This window comes from Chryseobacterium sp. FG46 (assembly GCF_057809135.1).
The window spans coordinates 25,652-43,840 of record NZ_JBMDJJ010000031.1 but is presented as its reverse complement, the minus strand read 5'-3'; the positions used below and the strand labels follow the sequence as shown (position 1 = coordinate 43,840).

Here is an 18,189-nt window from a genome sequence, read left to right as displayed (position 1 = left end):
ATATTGAATATCTAAAAACAAAAAGTCGGAAGAAAAATCTTCCGACCATGACTGGGCTAAAGCCCGTTTTTTTTATGTAGTAAGTAAAATCGGTAAAATTTAAAATTGATGGTCCAAACTATAAAAAGTGTTCATAAAAGATCCTGTTTTACCACATAAAAAAAGCATCTTTTTCAGATGCTTGTGTTTTTAGATATTCTTTTTAAACTTCGTCGTCAGAATCTATTGTGTAAGATCTGCTCTTAAAGTCTTTGTCATGTTTTTCTGAAATTACATCCTCACCCTTTTCATTAATGATGAAATCTGTGGACTCATTAAACATCTCCTGGAAACTCTTAAAATCTTCCTTGTAAAGGTAAATTTTATGCTTCTCGAATGTAGCTTCCCCATTCTCTCCGAAATTCTTCTTACTCTCAGTGATTGTAAGATAATAATCTCCTGCTTTCGTCTCGCGCACATCAAAGAAATAAGTTCTTCTCCCTGCTTTTAACACCTTCGTGAAAATCTCATTTTCATGGCGTTCCTTGTATTCACTCATTGTTAGATATTTTTTAATCTTGTTAAGAACAAATATAAAAGAATTCTTTTAATCACAAAATTTTTTTTATGATTTATTTAACAATTGAGAACGAAATGGCTATGCGGTTACAGAATTGGCAATTTCGGTAAGGTTGATAATTTGATGGGCTTTTTGAGCGCTAGACTCTCTGTGTGTGATAATTATGGAAGTAGCATTGCTGATTTTTTTATCAATATTTTCCAGAATATTCTGCTCCGTTTCAGTGTCTAATGCAGACAAAGAATCATCAAAAATAATGATATTAGGGTCTTTAATTAAGGCTCTTGCAATACAAATTCTTTGCTTTTGTCCCCCCGAAAGCATTACTCCGCGTTCACCTACAAGTGTTTTATATTGATCCTTAAATTCTACAATATTTTTGTGAACATCTGCAATATTTGAATACTCTACTACTTTATCGTGAGAAGGATTATCGATGGCAAAACCAATATTATTTTCGATAGAATCAGAGAATAGATAGCTCTCCTGGGGAATATACCCGATAAAGTTTCTGTAGTTCTCCAGATTATGGTCTTTCAGGTTTTTACCATCAATTAAAATTTCCCCTTCAGTAGGATCTATTAATCGGCATAATAGCAGGGCAATTGTTGACTTTCCACTACCGGTTTTCCCCATAATAGCCAATGATTCTCCGGCTTTTACCTTGAAACTTAGATTGTCCAGGGCTTTGATTCCTGTATTGGGATATACATAAGAAACATTTCTGAATTCTATATCTCCTTTGATCGGATAGTTTTCAAAATTTGTATTAATGATTTCAGATTTTTTATCCATGAACTCATTAATTCTTTGCATGGATGCTTCAGCTCTCTGGTTAACAGAAGTTACCCATCCTACCATAGAGAAAGGAAAAATCAGGGTGTTGATATACATGAAGAAATCGGCAATTTTACCAATGCTTAATTCTCCGGCAATATATTTTGTTCCTCCAATCAAGATAATGGCAACATTTAATAATCCGATGACAAAAAGAATAATGGTGAAGAAATAGGCTTCTGTTTTGGCAAGATCCAAAGCTTTATTCTGATAATCGGTGACTTTGATTCCATAGTTTTTTTCAATGTATTTTTCTCTGGCGAAAAATTTTACTACACGGATTCCGGAAAAGCTGTCCTGTACAAAAGTAGAAATTGCAGACTGGCTTTTCTGCATGATCTTTGACTTTTTGTTGATAATAGAACTTACCTTATAAATAGCAAAAGATAAAATAGGAAGAGGAAGCAGGGTCCACATCGTCATAGAAGCATCCGTTTTTACCATGTAAATGGCTGTAATCAGAACCAGTACAATAAGGTTGGCTACATACATCACCCCGGGGCCAAGATACATTCTTACCGCGACAACATCCTCACTTAATCTGTTCATTAAATCTCCAATGGTGGTTTGTTTATAATCCGTTAAAGATAAATCCTGATAATGTCTGTAGATTTTATTTTTAAGTTCATATTCTATTCTTCTGGAGGCAACAATGATAGTCTGTCTCATCATAAAAGTGAAGAATCCAGTCAAAAGAGAACATCCTACAATAATTCCGACATAAATCAGAACCTGATTGTTAAAGCCAAGATTCCCACTTTTTGTAAGTTCATCCACAGATTTTCCTACAAACTGGACTTTATATATATTAAAGAAATTACTGGCGATGATAAAGAGTACCCCCCAAAACAGTAGTATTTTGTGTTTCCAAAAATAAGGGTTTAAGGTTTTTAGCGCTTTCATATAGTTGCACAAATTTACAAAAATGTCATCACACTACGAATTTCATCAATTTTAAATTTTGTATCTTTGCACCCATAAAAAAGCTCTTTGAATGTTAGGAAGACGACAAATCCGTGAAAAAGTAGTACAGACCGTGTATTCTTACTACCAAAATCCTGTAAAATTTGATGTTTTAGAGAAAAACATGTTTGCCGGGATAGAGAAAATCTATTATCTATACATCTATCAGCTCAACTTTTTGGTGGGTCTGAAAGATTTGGCAGAGAATCAGATCGAAATTGGTAAGAATAAATTTCTTAAAACTGATGCTGATATTAATCCTAACCAAAAATTCATCAACAACCAGGTATTGCTTAAGCTGGAAGAAAATCCTGAAAGATTATTTTTTACAGGGCAGCATAAGCAGCTGAAATGGGATATGCATGATGATTTATTGGTAAAAACTTTCCAGAGAATTACTGCTGGGAAACGTTATCAGGATTTTATGAAAGAAGAAGGATACTCCTTTGAAGAAGATCAGAAATTTATCGGGAAATTATTCTTAAGATATATTGCTGAAAATGAAGATTTTCATGACTATTTGGGTGATAAGGAACTTTCATGGTATGATGATATCCATATCGCCAACTCAATGGTACAAAAAACAATCGGCTTCCTGAGAGAAGATGAAGAAAGCAGAACTTTGATCAAAATGATTAAAGATGAAGAAGATAAAACATTCGCTGCAAAATTGTTAAGAGATACCCTGAACAACTGGGAAAACAATGAAAAGAAACTGGAAGAAAGACTGGAAAACTGGGATTTGGAAAGAGTTTCTCTAATGGATAAAGTAATTTTATCTACAGCAATTGCAGAGCTTGATAACTTTGCTTTCACGCCTTCAAGAGTGATCATTAACGAATATATTGAAATTGCAAAAGTATTTGCTACAGACCGTTCCAATATCTTCATCAATGGTATTTTAGATAAATATTGTAAAGATCAAAATAGAATATAAAATGAAAAAGACGTTATCAATTATCGCCTTGTCAATTATAGGCTTTGGGTTAGTTTCATGTAAAAAAGAAAACAAAGAAACTCAAAGTGCTGAAACTGCAACTACTGATTCTTCATCTGTTGCGGCCTCGGTAACCACTGATTCTGCAGCAGCGCCTGTAACTGGTGAAACAGCTGCTCCGGTTTCTAACGAACCCTCTACCTCTGTTGCTCTATCTGAAAACAGCTTCGATTTTGGAAAAATCAAAAAAGGGGATAAAGTAGAACACATATACGAAATTACCAATACGGGTAAAAACCCATTAGTCATTTCTGAGGTGAAGCCAGGATGCGGATGTACGGCTCCAGACTTTACAAAAGAACCAATTATGCCTGGTAAAAAAGGAAAAGTTACGTTACACTTTGACTCTTCAAGCTTTGACGGAAACGTTCAGAAGTATGCAGATGTTTTTGCTAATGTAGAAAAAGCTCCAATCAGATTAACGTTCACAGCGAACATTCAACCATAATATTTAAAATATGTTGACACTATTTTTACAGGCACAGGGTGGGTCTTCACCTATGATGCTTATCATGATGGGGGTAATGTTTGTAGGGTTTTATTTCCTGATGATCAGACCTCAGATGAAAAAGCAAAAGCAGGAGAAAAACTTTCAGGAAAACCTTAAAGTGGGAACAAGAGTAGTTCTTACATCAGGTCTTCACGGAAGAATTGCTCAGGTTCAGGATGACGGTTTTGTTATCGAAACATTATCCGGAAAACTGAAATTCGAAAAAGCAGCAGTTTCAAGAGAAATGACAGAAGCTCGTTTTGGAGATAAAGCAAAAGCTGCTGAGAAGGCAGATGACAAAAAAGAAACAGCAACTGAAGAAAAAAAATAATTCAGTCTGAAGATATTGAGCTGCGGCGGGTGAACTTTGTTCACCCGCCGCATTTTTTTCTACACTAGTTTGAAAAATTGTGTCCATTTGTGAAAAACAATTAGTGAAATTAGTGTTTAATAAAAAATTATCTTTGCTTCATGAATCAAAACACAAACAAAACCGTTCTTATTCTGGGCGCTAATTCAGATGTAGCAAAACAATGTTTAGTACAATATGTTGAAAAGGGATTTACAGTTATTGCTGCTTCCCGAAATACAACCTCTTTGAATAATTTTATTGATTCAAACTATCTGGATCGCTCAAAAGTATTTGTTTTGTATTTTGATGCCGCTGATTTTGATTCTCATCATCAGTTTTATTCCAGTCTTTCTGTAAAGCCTCATATTGTAGTTTATGCCGCAGGTTTTTTAGTGGACAATCAAAAAGCTTTAACTGATTTCAAAGGAGCGAAACAAATGATGGAGGTTAATTATATGGGTGGAGTTTCTATCCTGAGTATTATTGGAATGGATAAGAGCAATACCAACCTGGAAAGAATAGTCGGGCTCTCTTCCTTGTCCGGAGTAAGAGGACGAAAAAGCAATTTTGTCTATGGCAGTACAAAGGCTGCGTTTACACAGTTTCTGGCAGGATTGAGACAGGAGCTGGCTTCCCGAAAAATAATTGTGAATGCCTTGGTGATTGGCTATATCAGAACAAAAATCAATGAAGGATTAGAACTGAATGAATCCCTGATCATGGAACCTGATTATGTGGCAAAATTTATTGTTAATGCAGGAAGTTCCTTTACCATTGTCCCGAACTTTAAATGGAAAATTATCTATCATATCCTTAGACTTTTACCTGAAAGCCTTGCTGCAAAATTACCTTAAGGAATGTCTACTAACATTATTTTTCTTTGAAGATAACTACACTTCGGTATCGTTTTTGTAATTCTATGACCGAAAAATTATTTCTTCCTGCAAGATTCAATTTCTGAATGATATTGAGTAAAGCGGAAATATTCTGTTCTGCTGCCAATCTATTTTAAAGGATAAAATATAATTTACTTTCACTCATTACAGTGCAAGGTAAATTCCTTTTTTCAAATCCTGCAGAAGATGTCAATGCTTTTATTGATATAAATAGTAAAACACATAGTAAACAATGGACGATTTAGAATTAAACAAGATTCAACAACACTGGGATACCTTAATTTCTTCAGCTATCTCATGGGCGCCGAGAATTTTTACAGCAATTATATCTGCATTATTAATTTATCTTATCGGATCATGGATGATCAGAATGATTAAGAAATTGGTGGAAAAAGCTTTCAAAAAAAGAAATATGGAAGCTTCACTGCAGCATTTTCTTTTAAATATTATCAATTGGGGACTTAATATTCTGCTGTTTATTGTTGTTGTTACACAGCTCGGAGTACAGACTTCTGCATTTGTTGCAATGATTGGTGCCGCAGGTCTTGCAGTAGGTTTAGCTTTGCAGGGATCCTTAACGAATTTTGCAGGCGGAATCTTAATTCTACTATTAAAACCTTTTAAGATTGGTGATTTTATTTCTACCAATTCAGGCGTTTCCGGAACTGTAGATGCCATAGATATCTTTCATACGAAACTGATCACCCCACAAAACCAACTGATCATTATTCCTAACGGAGTAGTTTCAAATAACAGTATTACCAATTTTACCCAGCTGGGGACAAGAAGAACATCACTGGATATCGGAATTGCCTATGATGCGGATCTTAGACAGACCAAGGACGTTTTAATGAATGTCATTAAGAATAATCAATATGCTCTCGCAACGCCTGCTCCACAGGTGGTGGTTACTGAACTTGGAGACAGTGCTGTCAATGTATCCGTAAGAGTAAGTACTTCCACTGAAAATTTCTGGGCAATGAACGAAGAACTAATCATAGGTTGTAAAGAGGCTCTCGATAAAGCTGGAATCGGAATTCCTTTTCCACAGAGAGATATCCATGTTTACAATCAATAATTATATTTAATTTTTTTAAGAAGCTCCTGCATTATTGTAATGTGGGAGTTTTTATTTGGAAGAAGATAAAGATGTCTTGTTTTTCTCTGTAAACATATTTATTAAGCTTTGTTGCCAAATGACAATTGTTTTTAACGTTGACTTTTATACCTTTATATTTCCGCAATCCGTGGGTACAACATAAATATGGAAGAGCTTTTTACTTATATCAAAAAATTTGGAACACTGAATCCTCAGGATGAAATTTTGATTGCTGAAGGAATTCAGGAAATTACTGTAAAGAAAGGAGATCCTTTTGTGGAAGCAGGAAAAGTGAGCCAAAGAATTGCTTTTGTAAAAAAAGGTGTTTTCCGGTCTTTGTATTATAACAAACAGGGTGACGATTTTACCCGGTATTTCATTTATGAAGGTAGATTTATAGGAGATTTTCAGGGTTTTACAGATCAGCTGCCCGCTCATGAAGATATTGAAGCCATTACTGATGCTGTACTGCTGGTGATTGATCTCCAACATTTTAAACTCCTGGAAGAGAAAATTGCCGTATGGCCGGTTTTGTTTGCAAGAATCCATGCGTTTGTTGTTGAGAATAAACTGAAAGTTGCCAGTATCATGCTCAATCAGGATGCAAAATCCCGTTACATTCATTTTTTAAATCATTATCCCGGCCTTGCCAACAGAGTTCCGCAATCTATGCTGGCTTCTTATCTTGGCGTGACACCTTCTTCACTGAGCAGGATCAGGAGAAATATCGTCTAGAATTATTAATAATAAATGATAAATGATCTTAATGAGTATGCAAGGTCAATAGAGTTTGTAGATTTTACAAACTTCAAACATCTCATAAATCTCTTTTTGTCAAATGACAATGGTCTTTCCCGCTGACTATCATAGTTTTGCTTCATAAAATTTAAAGTACAAATATGGATATTGTATTAGGACTGCAATGGGGAGATGAAGGAAAAGGAAAGTTCATTGATCTGATCAGTGAAAATTACGACATTACAGCACGTTTTAATGGTGGATCCAATGCTGGGCACAGCATTGAAAGAAACGGACGTATAATAACGCTTAAAATGATTCCTTCGGGAATCTTTATGAATGGTGTGCAGAATGTTATCGGTACCGGAACTGTTATTGATCCGGTAAGTTTTAAAAAGGAAATTCTGAATCTTCAGGTATTTGATAAAGCCATTCAGCCGGAAAACAATATCATTATTTCCCGGAAAGCACATCTGGTAATGCCAACGCATAAGCTTCTGGATATTTTTATGGAGGAAAGTTCTTACTATACCACGATCGGAACTACCAAAAATGGGATTGCTCAGGCATATTCAAACAAAATATTAAGACAGAATCTGAGAGTAGGGGATATATTTTCATCAGATTTTCAAAGCAGAGCGCAGCATATTCTGGATAGAGATTACAGAATGCTGGAAGAAGAAGGAATGATTGTTTTGCCTGCTTTAGAAGAAATCAGTAAAGAGTTTTTTGATGCAGTGGAATTCCTTAAAAAATTCAATTGTACAGAAACTGAAATTTATCTTAACAAAGCTTTATCTGAAGGTAAAAAAGTATTGGCAGAAGGATCTCAGGCAGCAATGTTGGATATTGATCATGGTACATACCCGTATGTGACATCTTCCTCAACGACAGCATCAGGAGCGAGTAGCGGCTTAGGTGTATCGCCGAAAAAGATCGGTGAAATTTACGGAATAGCGAAAGCGTATTGTACGCGTGTGGGAAATGGTGCATTTCCAACGGAACTTTTAGATGAATTTGGAGATGACCTCAGAATGAAGGGGAATGAATTTGGTTCCAATACAGGACGTCCGAGAAGAACAGGATGGCTGGATCTTCCTGCTCTAAAATATGCAGTAATGATCAACGGTGTAACTCAGCTGGTTCTGACGAAAGCTGATGTGTTAAGCGGATTGAAATCTGTAGCAGTTTGCACCCACTATGAACTGGAGAACGGCGAACTTGTAGCTGTTTCCGGGATTCTTCCAGAAAATGGCAAGCCTATATTTAAATGGTTTACTGGTTGGAAAGCCGATTTTTCCAGGATGAAAAGTTCTTCAGAATTGCCAAAAGAAGTTAATGAATTTCTGTCATTCTTAGAAACAGAATTGGAAATTCCGGTGGCTTATCTTTCTATCGGGCCGGGAAGAAATGAAATGTTGAAATTAACAGATAAACACTTATAATACAAGAATGATGTGCTAATCTCATAGAACAGAAGAGGTTGTCTCAAAAGTCAAATAAGTTGACGCTGTTATTCTGAACGAAATGTAGTGGAGTGAAGAATCTTGTATCATCAATTATGAATGAGATTCTTCCTTCGTCAGAATGATACTTTGAGACAGCCTCTTTGTCTGTAATAATAGTTTAGTTAACTTTTGTAAGTTTAAAGCGCTGTTTTACAGAAGGCTGAACTGTTTGATCCGTAGTTCCGATGACAATAGGGGTAAGATTGGTTGTTAAGCCGTCTTTTACCTCTAATCTCAATGCCGGTGCATTTTTAGGAGCAAATCCAAATCCGTTATTCCCTAAATTGAATAATAACCATTTTTGAGAATCTGTATTCGCATTGGTTCGTAATTCAACAGCTGTTCCATTCGTTGTTCCGTTACCCTTTACTGTAAGCACTTTTGCGGGGTCCAGTATAGATTTGATGATATAATACCCGTGATCTGATTTGCTGAAAGTAAATCTCTGGTTATTCCCTGTAGAAGCTGAATATAGAATTATACCGGTGCCATCAGTAGTGGAACTTCCTGTGATATCTACATTTTTATCATTTGCTAAAGCGGTCGTCATCGTATAAGTTCCGTTGATTGCAGAACTGGCATTAACAGGTCCGTACAAATGATTTATTCCGGCATAATCACCGGCAGACAATCCTGTCCTTTGCTTGGTAAATGTAGATCCGTCAAGCTTGGTCATTACAGGCTGGCTTGGATCTATCGCAAAGTCTGTAGACTGATACATCATCACTGAACCGAAATCGAATGCCCCATGTCCTGCATAATCATTATAAAGATTGAAATTATGGCGGCTTCCTTCCACCGCTTTATTAACATCTACGATAATGTACTGATCTCTATCTGGGCGGCACTGTTCGTGCATGATTCCCATAGAATGCATTATTTCGTGAGCGATAATGGCGGGATACGTGATATTATAAATTTTAATACCGTTTACTCTGTTTTTTTGCCATCCAAGTGGAGAGCTGTTGGAGGTTGTATAAGTAAAGGAGATGTATTCTGTTTGATTCGTTCGTTGAACAAACTGTATACTGGTTTGAGAAGAGATCATATCAAACGCTTTGTTGATATTGGTAAGGAATGTATTATAATTCTGAGTGCTCATAGTTCCCTGGCTGGGTAATGTGTAATAGACGATTGCATTGGGCCATGTCTTAATAAAGGAGCTTACAATGGTACTTTTTTCTGCTGTTGATGTTCCAGGGTTGGCCTGCTTTTGTAATGTATTAAACTGTTCGGGGCTGATCGTAATATCTTCTGCATAAAAATATTCACCATTTACTTCATTAACATAGGTGTATTTTCCGTCAATTAATAATTTGTGAATCTTTGCATTGTCTAGCTTTGTCGTTGTCTGGTCTATCGAATCTGACTGTGCATTTTCAATATCCGACCTGCATGAATTCAGTGCCAAAACAAGGCATCCTGATAAGAATAATAGTTTGCTTTTCATATTATTTAATATTGGTTTGGTGATCAAGGTGTAAAATATGAACAGCTATATTATTATCATACGCATGAGATTATAAAATACATCAATTCCTAAGTTTTGATTAAGTCTTCATTATAATTCAGCTGTGTAACGTAAATATATTAATAAAAATCATATTTACATATAACATAATATAATGATTGTTTTGTTGTTTTTTTATTTGAAAAATGTATTTATTTCGTTAATATAATTGTTTTAATTTAATTTTTACTATTAAAATTTAAATTAAGTTATTTCACGAATATTTGACATAGTGTATAAAAATGCGTATTTTACTAGTGTAAAGTTTGTTTTGTTAGTAAATTGATAAATTACAATGGGATTTGTAATGTTTTTTGATTCTAAATAATACTACTTTATTAATACTTGTTTTTCAAAAATAGTATTGTCTGTATAAAGCATCAGGAAGTTCAGGATAAACTTAAGGTTCCTGTATGAGAATATCAAAAAAGCGAGGCATTTGCCCCGCTTTACATTATGCTTTTAAATTCAATTGTAATTCCAGTTCGTCGAGCTGTGCATCTGCAATAGAAGCAGGTGCATCGATCATTACATCTCGTCCTGAATTGTTCTTAGGGAAAGCGATATAATCTCTGATTACTTCGTTTCCGTCAAGAATCGCTACCAGACGGTCAAATCCGAATGCTAAACCTCCGTGTGGCGGAGCACCATATTTGAATGCATTCATCAGGAATCCAAACTGAGCTTCTGCCTCTTCTCTGGTAAATCCTAATAAATCAAACATTTTAGACTGAAGATCTCTGTCAAAAATTCTGATAGATCCTCCTCCGATTTCGTTTCCGTTCAGAACCATATCATAGGCGTTGGCTCTTGCTTTTCCTGGATCAGTTTCCAGTAAGTGGATATCTTCCGGTTTTGGAGACGTGAAAGGATGGTGCATTGCATGATATCTTTCAGTGTCTTCATCCCATTCCAATAGAGGGAAGTCAACAACCCAAAGTGGTGCAAATTCGTTTCCTTTTCTTAATCCCAAACGGTTTCCAAGTTCCATTCTTAATGCAGAAAGCTGAGCTCTTACTTTATTTTCGTTTCCGGAAAGAATCAACATTAAGTCGCCTTCTTTTGCTCCGAATTTTTCAATAATTTTCGCTAGATCTTCTTCGTTATAGAATTTGTTTACCGATGAGGTTTTTACTCCGTCATTCTGGAATTTTACCCAAACCATTCCTGATGCTCCGATCTGAGGGCGTTTAACCCAATCAACAAGCTCATCGATTTGTTTTCTTGTATATTCTGCGCATCCTTCTACATTGATTCCGACAACCAATTCAGCATCATCAAATATTTTAAAGTCTTTTCCTTTTACCAGTTCATTCAGTTCTACGAACTCCATTCCGAAACGGATATCCGGTTTGTCATTTCCGTATTTTCTCATCGCATCAGCGAAAGTCATTCTTGGGAATTTTCCGAATTCCTGACCTGTAATATCTTTTAAAAGCGTTTTAGTCATTCCTTCGAATACGTTCATAACATCTTCCTGCTCTACAAAAGCCATTTCACAGTCGATTTGTGTAAACTCCGGCTGTCTGTCTGCTCTTAAATCCTCATCACGGAAACATTTTACAATCTGGAAGTATTTATCCATTCCACCTACCATCAAAAGTTGTTTAAAAGTTTGTGGAGACTGCGGCAATGCATAAAACTGTCCCGGGTTCATTCTGCTTGGTACCACAAAGTCTCTTGCTCCTTCCGGAGTAGACTTGATCAAAACAGGGGTTTCCACTTCAATGAAACCTTCTTCAGATAAATAATTTCTTACTTTCTGTGCCATTTTGTGGCGGAAGATCAGTTTATCTTTTACCGGATTTCTTCTGATATCCAGGTAACGGTATTTCATTCTTAATTCTTCACCTCCGTCTGTTTCATCCTCAATAGTGAAAGGTGGAAGCTGAGAGTCGTTCAGAATTGTCAGTTTTTCTACCAGAATTTCAATTTCCCCAGTTGGAATATTAGGGTTTTTGCTTACCCTTTCAATAACTCTTCCGGTAGCCTGAATCACAAATTCACGGCCCAGTTTTTTAGCTTCTTCCATCAATTGTGCAGAAGAACGCTCCTGATCAAAAACCAGCTGGGTAATTCCGTAACGATCCCGAAGATCTACCCAAATCATAAATCCTTTATCACGGATAGTCTGTACCCATCCTGATAGTGTAACTTCTTCATTCAGATTTTTCAGAGATAGCTCTCCGTTGGTGTGTGATCGAAACATAATTATTTGTTTAAAGTTCAATGTTTAAGGTCCAATTCCGGACCTTGAATTTTTCGTTGGCAAAGATAGGATTTTTGCAGGTTTTATAAATAAAAAAAACTTCCTTTCGGAAGTTTCATATATTGTTTTTAGTTTTTAATCTCTATTACCGCCTTTTGCAATAAGAATTCTTTTTACTTCTTCGCTGCCTTTAGTTTCATCAGCTACTTCAAGAGGTGTTTTGTTCTGGCATTTTTTATTTACATTAGCCTTGCTGTCCAAAAGGAAGTTGATAATATTCTTTCTGTCAGACATTACACTGAAACCAAGGGGTGAATAAAGTATATTTCCAACAAGGAAACATTTGTTGTAATCTCCCGGGGCAAACTGTTTTTTAAATGTTGCTACATCATCAGAATAAATGGCTTTCATCTTTTCCTGACTCATCTTCTGGGCAGAGAACATGCTGCCGGACAGTAACATTCCAAATAGAAAAGTAGTAGAGATTATTTTTTTCATAAGGATAATTTTTAAGAATATACAAATCTAAATTAAATTTTATTATCAATTGCTAAGTTTTTCTAATAATTGGATTTGTATTTTTGGGATTACATAAAATATTAATTGCGAAATGACAAAATATATTGAATTTTTGAAAAAAGCATTCAGCGGTGAAGAAACTGATTTTACGAAAGTGAATATCAGAAGTGCTGTGCTGCTTTTAGCAATTCCCATGATGCTGGAAATGGCAATGGAATCTGTATTTGCGCTTGTGGATCTCTATTTTGTCGGCCATCTGAAAGAAAGCGGATTTGCTATCCAGACCGTAGGACTTACAGAATCTGTACTTTCCATAATGTATTCTATTGCGATTGGAATGAGTATGGCAGCCACAGCGTTGGTGGCAAGACGAATTGGTGAGAAAAATCCGGAACAGGCTTCCAGAAGTGCGGCGCAGGTATTACTCGTTTCCTTTGCTGTCACTTTTGTTTTAAGCTTACTCGGAGTAATTTTTGCTGAAGAAATTCTGATTCTGATGGGGGCAAAACCGGAAGCAGCTGCTTATGGAAAGAATTTTACCAGAATTATGATGGGAAGCAGTACAATCATTATGCTTCTATTTTTAATTAATGGGATTTTCAGAGGAGCGGGAAATGCAATGATTGCGATGAAAAGTTTATGGATAGCGAATATTGCCAACATTATTCTCTGTCCGGTTCTGATAAAAGGCTTAGGACCTGTTCCGGCTTTAGGATTAACAGGAGCTGCTTTGGCAACAACGATAGGACGCAGCATTGGTGTTATTTATCAGTTGTACCATCTTTTGGTAGCCGATACTCAGATAAGAATTAAACTTCCTTATTTTAAACCGAATTACGAATTAATCAAATCTATTATAAAAATTGCAACTCCCGGTATTTTTCAGTTTGTCATTGCCTCGTGCAGCTGGATTTTCCTTGCGGAGCTGGTAGCGACCACGGGAGGGGAGAATGCATCGGCAGGTTATCAGACCGCTTTGAGACTGATGATGTTCTTTATGCTTCCTGCCTGGGGTTTGAGTAATGCTGCGTCTACATTGGTAGGACAGAATATGGGAGCAAATGAAATGATGAGAGCAGAGCAGTCCGTAATGAAAACCGTAAAGTATAATGTCATCTTTATGTTGATCGTAAGTCTGATCTTTCTTTTTATGGGGAACTTTTTAGTAGGCTTTTTTACTCAGGAAACTGCCATTAAAGATTTTGCTAAAAATGCTCTTCAGATTATGAGTATAGGGTTTATTTTCTATGGAATCGGGATGGTGATGATCAATGCTTTTAATGGAGCTGGTGATACATGGACTCCCACCTGGGTTAATCTTTTTGGATTCTGGCTGTTTCAGATTCCGCTGGCCTATTTTTTATCAAAGTATCTTGATATGGGGCCAAAAGGTGTTTTTATCTCAATTCCAGCCGCAGAAACTTTAATTACCATTGTTGCTTTTGTCTTGTTTAAAAAAGGAAAATGGAAGACAGTAAAAGTTTAAAAGGCTGGGTGCTGGAAGCTGGAAGAAGGAGGTACTGGTAGTTTGAAATATTTAATCTAGCCTTTGGTAACAAAATAAAAAAGATAAGTAATCTGCTGGTTGAGAATTGAAAATAGTAACCTGATAGTCACTTCCAGCTTCCCTCTTCCAGCTTCCATTCCTAATTTATAAAACTTTAACAGCTTCATGAATTGGATTTTAGTATTGTATTTTTTAAATTCGTAGAACAACAAATACATAATACTATGGGAAAAGGAGACAAAAAATCAAGAAGAGGAAAAATCAATTCCGGAAGTTATGGTAAAAGAAGACCTAAAAAAGCCTCAAAATCTTTTACAGCTTCTGAAGAAAAATCTAAAAAGTAATCAAAAATAAAAAGACCGAAGATCAGATCTCCGGTCTTTTTTATGAAAATTAAATTAATTATTTACCTCCCAGAATATTACCAAGGATGCTGCCTAATCCACCGCCGCCTTGTTGTTGGTTTCCACCACCGCCCAATACACTTCCAAGTATATCGTTCAGGGGATTTCCAGACGATTGAGATTGTCCTCCTCCTAAAACACTCCCAAGAATGTCATTCAAAGGGTTGGACTGCTGAGCTTGAGCCTGATTGGAAGCATTTCCAAGAATTCCTCCTAAAAGATCTCCCAAGCCGCCTGCTCCTACATTACTCTGTTGTTTCTGCTGTCCGATATAACCCATTACTACAGGTGCAAGCATCGCAAGGATAGGGCCTATTTTGTCAATTGAAATTCCTGTATTTTGTGACAATTGGTTTTCAACAGTACTTTTTTGCCCGCCAAAGATATGATCAAGAATAGATCCTCCTTCAGCCTGTCTTGCTTCAATTTGTGAGGCATCATTTAAAATACTGCCGTTATGGTCTTTATCTAAAGCATTATTTAAAGCTTCAGCTTCTTTAGCATCCTGAGATTTATTTCTAAGATAAGAAATGATAAGAGGTGTAGCAACAGCCAATAGGGCGATTACCTGATTTTTGCTGATCCCGAATTTGTTCTCAGCCTGTTCAGCAACCTGGTTGCCGGTGTTCCCTGTAAGTAGGTCAATTAAACTCATTTTTGTGTTTATTAAGTATTAAGTAACCAAAGTTATCAAAAAATATGTCTCAGAAAATGACCGGCATTCACAATTATTGTTAAAGTTTCGGATGGTACTTCAGAAGGTTTTAGTTTTTAATGATAGGAACGTTTGAACATGCTTCTCCGAACATCAGAGATTTTACAATAGGTTTTAGCTGTTCTACCAATTCAATATAAGCATTTTCGGGAATTTCTTTATCTGAACATCCTTTTACAAGGACTCTTTTTCCTCTCATTTCCTCAAAATCATGAGTCTGAATCGCATTGTGCATTAAAATAACTTCCATATCCTCGCGGCTTCCAAAAACTATTTTCTTCGCTACATCTGTAAGTTTTGCGGTTAAAACGAAATAAGCCCAAAGAGGAATGATAGTATCTACAGAGTTGTAGATGTATATGTATGAATCTTTATATTGTTCAGTATCTATTGCCTCTACCTTTTCGCGGAAATCTTTTTCTTTCAGTATCATTTCCTGAAAAAGAAAATCTTTAAGGTCAATACCTTTTCTTTCCCCTTTTGGCAGTAAAGTGGTAAGGTCAAAATTGATAAGGCCGCTTTCTGCAACTTTATTCCGGATTTCAAATTCTTCTGACATTTTTTATCATTATCTTTGAACAAATTTACGAATTAAGATCATATCTGTCTTAATTTGTTCTCTATCCTTACTATAGAAATGAAATATTATATTATTGCTGGAGAAGCTTCCGGTGATTTGCATGGAAGCAACCTGATGAAAGCTTTAAAACAAAAAGATCCCCATGCGGAATTCAGATTTTGGGGTGGTGACCTGATGAAAGCTCAGGGCGGAACTTTGGTGAAACATTACCGTGATCTTGCTTTTATGGGATTTCTGGAAGTAGTGATGAACCTCCGTACCATTCTGAATAACATTAAATACTGTAAAGAGGACATTCAGAAGAACAGGCCTGATGTCTTGATTTTGGTAGATTATCCAGGATTCAATCTGAGAATCGCAAGATTTGCGAAAGAGTTAGGAATCAAAGTTATTTATTATATTTCTCCACAACTTTGGGCATGGAAGGAAGGCCGCGTAGAAATTATCAAAAAATATGTGGATGAAATGATGGTGATTCTTCCTTTTGAAGAAGATTTTTACAGAAAACACGGTGTTCATTCTCATTTTGTAGGACATCCTTTGCTGGATGCTATTTCGGATCTGCAAGAAATCAGTATTGAAAATTTCAAATCGGAGCATGGGCTTAACGAAAAAGAAATTATTGCATTGCTGCCGGGTTCCAGAGAACAAGAGGTGGAAAAAATGCTTGAGATGATGCTTTCCGTAAGACCACACTTTAAAGATTATCAGTTTGTAATTGCCGGAGCACCAAGTCTTCCAAAAGAATTTTATCAGAAATATGTAGATGATAATGTTCATTTTGTCTCTAATAAAACCTATGATCTGCTGAGATGTTCAAAAGCTGCTCTGGTGACTTCCGGAACGGCAACGTTGGAAACTGCTTTGCTGAATATCCCTGAAGTAGTTTGCTATCGTGGAAGCAAAATTTCCTATGCTATTGCTAAAAGATTGGTGAAAAATATCAATTATATTTCTCTTGTTAATCTGATTATGGACAGGGAAGTGGTAAAAGAATTGATCCAGAATGATCTGAATACTAAAAATCTGGTAGAAGAGCTCAATAAAATTTTGTCAGGAGAGAAAAGGGAACAGGTTCTGAATGACTATCATCTTCTGAGAGAAAAGCTTGGCGGAAAAGGAGCCAGCGATCATGCTGCTGAGGTGATATTGAAAGTATAGTTCGTACTGAGTTTCTGATCATTTAATTTTTAACTATGAATTATTGTAACCGTTTTCTGTTATTACTAACTTTTACATTGTTTTTCTCAAACAGTTTTGCCCAGCAGAATACTGAAAGAGATAAAGTTCAGATATTTTATTACGGCTGGTACGCCAATCCGGCAACGGACGGAGATTATCAGCACTGGAATCACGAAATCCTTCCTCACTGGAGCAACCCGAAGTGGAATAATCTGGGGCATTATAAAGGAGTAGATGATATCGGAGCTAATTTTTATCCGGCCCTTGGCAATTACAGTTCCAATGATCCGAAAATCATTGAACAGCATATGAAAATGCTCAAAGACTCCGGAGTAGGAGTGGTTGTTGTAAGCTGGCTGGGAAAAGATTCATTCACGGATAAAAGTCTTACCAAATATCTGGATATTGCAGACCGTTTTGATTTAAAAATAGCCTTTCATATTGAGCCATTCTATAAAAATATATCAGAATTAAAGGAACAGCTTTCTTATCTGGTAAAAACGTATTCCAGTCATCATGCTTTTTATAAAAAAGAAGGAAAGCCTTTGTTTTATGTGTATGACAGCTATAAAATTCCTAAAGAAGAATGGGTGAAAATGTTGTCCGAAAATGGAGAAAAAACAGTCAGAAATACAGATTTAGATGCTCTTTATATCGGACTTTGGGTTGAAAAAGATGATGCTGAATTTTTTGATTCCTCTGGTTTTGATGGTTTCTATACCTATTTTGCCAGCGAAGGATTTGTATACGGAAGCACCACTGCGAATTGGGATTTTATGGCAAGCTTCGCTAAAGACCACCATCTGATATTTATTCCTTGTGTAGGACCAGGTTATTCCGATACAAGGATACGTCCATGGAACGAAGCGAATTTTAAAAGCAGAGATCATGGAAAATATTATGAGAAAATGTTTGATGCTGCTATTAAAGTGAATCCGGAGTTGATTGGCATTACATCATTCAATGAATGGCATGAGGGAACACAAATAGAGCCTGCTGTTCCTAAAAAAGCTGGTGTTTTCAAATATGAAGATTATGGGAAAGATCCTTTATTTTATATCAAAGAAACAAAGCGATTGACGGATAGATTTCTGAAAAAAAGATAGTATACTTTCAAATATTAT

19 protein-coding genes are annotated in these 18,189 nt (G+C 36.1%); 11 read left to right on the top strand and 8 right to left on the bottom strand.

The genetic code is table 11. The features are described 5' to 3' along the window. Positions 1-202: 202 nt before the first annotated feature. Both ACODR7_RS18575 and ACODR7_RS18570 read right to left on the bottom strand, forming a co-directional pair. The gene (locus tag ACODR7_RS18575) at positions 203-538 is read right to left on the bottom strand and encodes a DUF3276 family protein (RefSeq protein ID WP_002976288.1); all 336 of its coding nucleotides are present in this window, start codon (positions 536-538) and stop codon (positions 203-205) included. 99 nt (positions 539-637) lie between these two features. After that, positions 638-2,299, bottom strand: coding sequence for an ABC transporter ATP-binding protein (locus tag ACODR7_RS18570; protein WP_488841388.1), 1,662 nt, complete (start codon positions 2,297-2,299; stop codon positions 638-640). Between the two features lie 91 nt (positions 2,300-2,390). Here ACODR7_RS18570 and ACODR7_RS18565 point away from each other — a divergent pair, with 91 nt between their 5' ends. The 7 genes from ACODR7_RS18565 (at position 2,391) to ACODR7_RS18535 (ending at position 8,376) form a co-directional block, all read left to right on the top strand. After that, a complete protein-coding gene (locus tag ACODR7_RS18565; RefSeq protein WP_034693040.1) occupies positions 2,391-3,296 on the top strand; it encodes a transcription antitermination protein NusB in 906 nt (301 codons plus the stop codon). A 1-nt stretch (position 3,297) separates the two neighbouring features. Beyond that, complete coding sequence (locus tag ACODR7_RS18560) at positions 3,298-3,804, top strand: DUF1573 domain-containing protein (RefSeq protein ID WP_488841386.1); 507 nt, start codon at positions 3,298-3,300, stop codon at positions 3,802-3,804. Positions 3,805-3,814: 10 nt separating this feature from the next. Beyond that, on the top strand, positions 3,815-4,177 hold the full coding sequence (yajC, locus tag ACODR7_RS18555; protein WP_488841384.1) for a preprotein translocase subunit YajC: 363 nt from the start codon (positions 3,815-3,817) through the stop codon (positions 4,175-4,177). A 140-nt stretch (positions 4,178-4,317) separates the two neighbouring features. Further along, complete coding sequence (locus ACODR7_RS18550; protein ID WP_488841382.1) at positions 4,318-5,052, top strand: SDR family NAD(P)-dependent oxidoreductase; 735 nt, start codon at positions 4,318-4,320, stop codon at positions 5,050-5,052. Positions 5,053-5,326: 274 nt separating this feature from the next. Continuing rightward, on the top strand, positions 5,327-6,172 hold the full coding sequence (locus ACODR7_RS18545; RefSeq protein ID WP_076594941.1) for a mechanosensitive ion channel family protein: 846 nt from the start codon (positions 5,327-5,329) through the stop codon (positions 6,170-6,172). Positions 6,173-6,358: 186 nt separating this feature from the next. Next, positions 6,359-6,928: a Crp/Fnr family transcriptional regulator gene (locus ACODR7_RS18540; RefSeq protein ID WP_488841380.1), complete on the top strand. Its 570-nt coding sequence runs from the start codon at positions 6,359-6,361 to the stop codon at positions 6,926-6,928. Between the two features lie 164 nt (positions 6,929-7,092). Further along, the gene (locus tag ACODR7_RS18535) at positions 7,093-8,376 is read left to right on the top strand and encodes an adenylosuccinate synthase (protein ID WP_488841378.1); all 1,284 of its coding nucleotides are present in this window, start codon (positions 7,093-7,095) and stop codon (positions 8,374-8,376) included. Positions 8,377-8,557: 181 nt separating this feature from the next. On the opposite strand, the gene ACODR7_RS18530 is transcribed toward ACODR7_RS18535, so the two are convergent. The 3 genes from ACODR7_RS18530 to ACODR7_RS18520 form a co-directional block, all read right to left on the bottom strand. Then, a complete protein-coding gene (locus ACODR7_RS18530; protein WP_488841376.1) occupies positions 8,558-9,889 on the bottom strand; it encodes a M12 family metallopeptidase in 1,332 nt (443 codons plus the stop codon). A gap of 514 nt (positions 9,890-10,403) precedes the next feature. Next, a complete protein-coding gene (gene aspS / locus ACODR7_RS18525) occupies positions 10,404-12,158 on the bottom strand; it encodes an aspartate--tRNA ligase (RefSeq protein WP_488841374.1) in 1,755 nt (584 codons plus the stop codon). A gap of 135 nt (positions 12,159-12,293) precedes the next feature. Then, positions 12,294-12,656: a hypothetical protein gene (locus ACODR7_RS18520; RefSeq protein WP_488841372.1), complete on the bottom strand. Its 363-nt coding sequence runs from the start codon at positions 12,654-12,656 to the stop codon at positions 12,294-12,296. A 112-nt stretch (positions 12,657-12,768) separates the two neighbouring features. Here ACODR7_RS18520 and ACODR7_RS18515 point away from each other — a divergent pair, with 112 nt between their 5' ends. Then, positions 12,769-14,163 (top strand): MATE family efflux transporter, encoded by a 1,395-nt coding sequence (locus tag ACODR7_RS18515; protein WP_488841370.1) that lies wholly within the window; start codon positions 12,769-12,771, stop codon positions 14,161-14,163. 56 nt (positions 14,164-14,219) lie between these two features. Here ACODR7_RS18515 and ACODR7_RS18510 read toward each other — a convergent pair whose 3' ends face one another. Continuing rightward, on the bottom strand, positions 14,220-14,351 hold the full coding sequence (locus ACODR7_RS18510) for a hypothetical protein (RefSeq protein WP_262484558.1): 132 nt from the start codon (positions 14,349-14,351) through the stop codon (positions 14,220-14,222). A gap of 57 nt (positions 14,352-14,408) precedes the next feature. Between ACODR7_RS18510 and ACODR7_RS18505 the strand changes: the two genes are divergently transcribed. Beyond that, a complete protein-coding gene (locus ACODR7_RS18505; RefSeq protein WP_081983639.1) occupies positions 14,409-14,528 on the top strand; it encodes a 30S ribosomal protein THX in 120 nt (39 codons plus the stop codon). Positions 14,529-14,586: 58 nt separating this feature from the next. Here the strand turns inward: ACODR7_RS18505 and ACODR7_RS18500 are convergent, their stop codons facing one another. Then, positions 14,587-15,243 (bottom strand): DUF937 domain-containing protein, encoded by a 657-nt coding sequence (locus ACODR7_RS18500; protein WP_110368363.1) that lies wholly within the window; start codon positions 15,241-15,243, stop codon positions 14,587-14,589. Positions 15,244-15,352: 109 nt separating this feature from the next. Then, a complete protein-coding gene (locus ACODR7_RS18495; RefSeq protein ID WP_488841367.1) occupies positions 15,353-15,862 on the bottom strand; it encodes a DUF2480 family protein in 510 nt (169 codons plus the stop codon). A 78-nt stretch (positions 15,863-15,940) separates the two neighbouring features. Here ACODR7_RS18495 and lpxB point away from each other — a divergent pair, with 78 nt between their 5' ends. After that, a complete protein-coding gene (gene lpxB, locus ACODR7_RS18490) occupies positions 15,941-17,044 on the top strand; it encodes a lipid-A-disaccharide synthase (protein WP_488841365.1) in 1,104 nt (367 codons plus the stop codon). A 35-nt stretch (positions 17,045-17,079) separates the two neighbouring features. Beyond that, positions 17,080-18,171 (top strand): glycoside hydrolase family 99 protein, encoded by a 1,092-nt coding sequence (locus tag ACODR7_RS18485; protein WP_488841363.1) that lies wholly within the window; start codon positions 17,080-17,082, stop codon positions 18,169-18,171. Positions 18,172-18,189 lie beyond the last annotated feature (18 nt).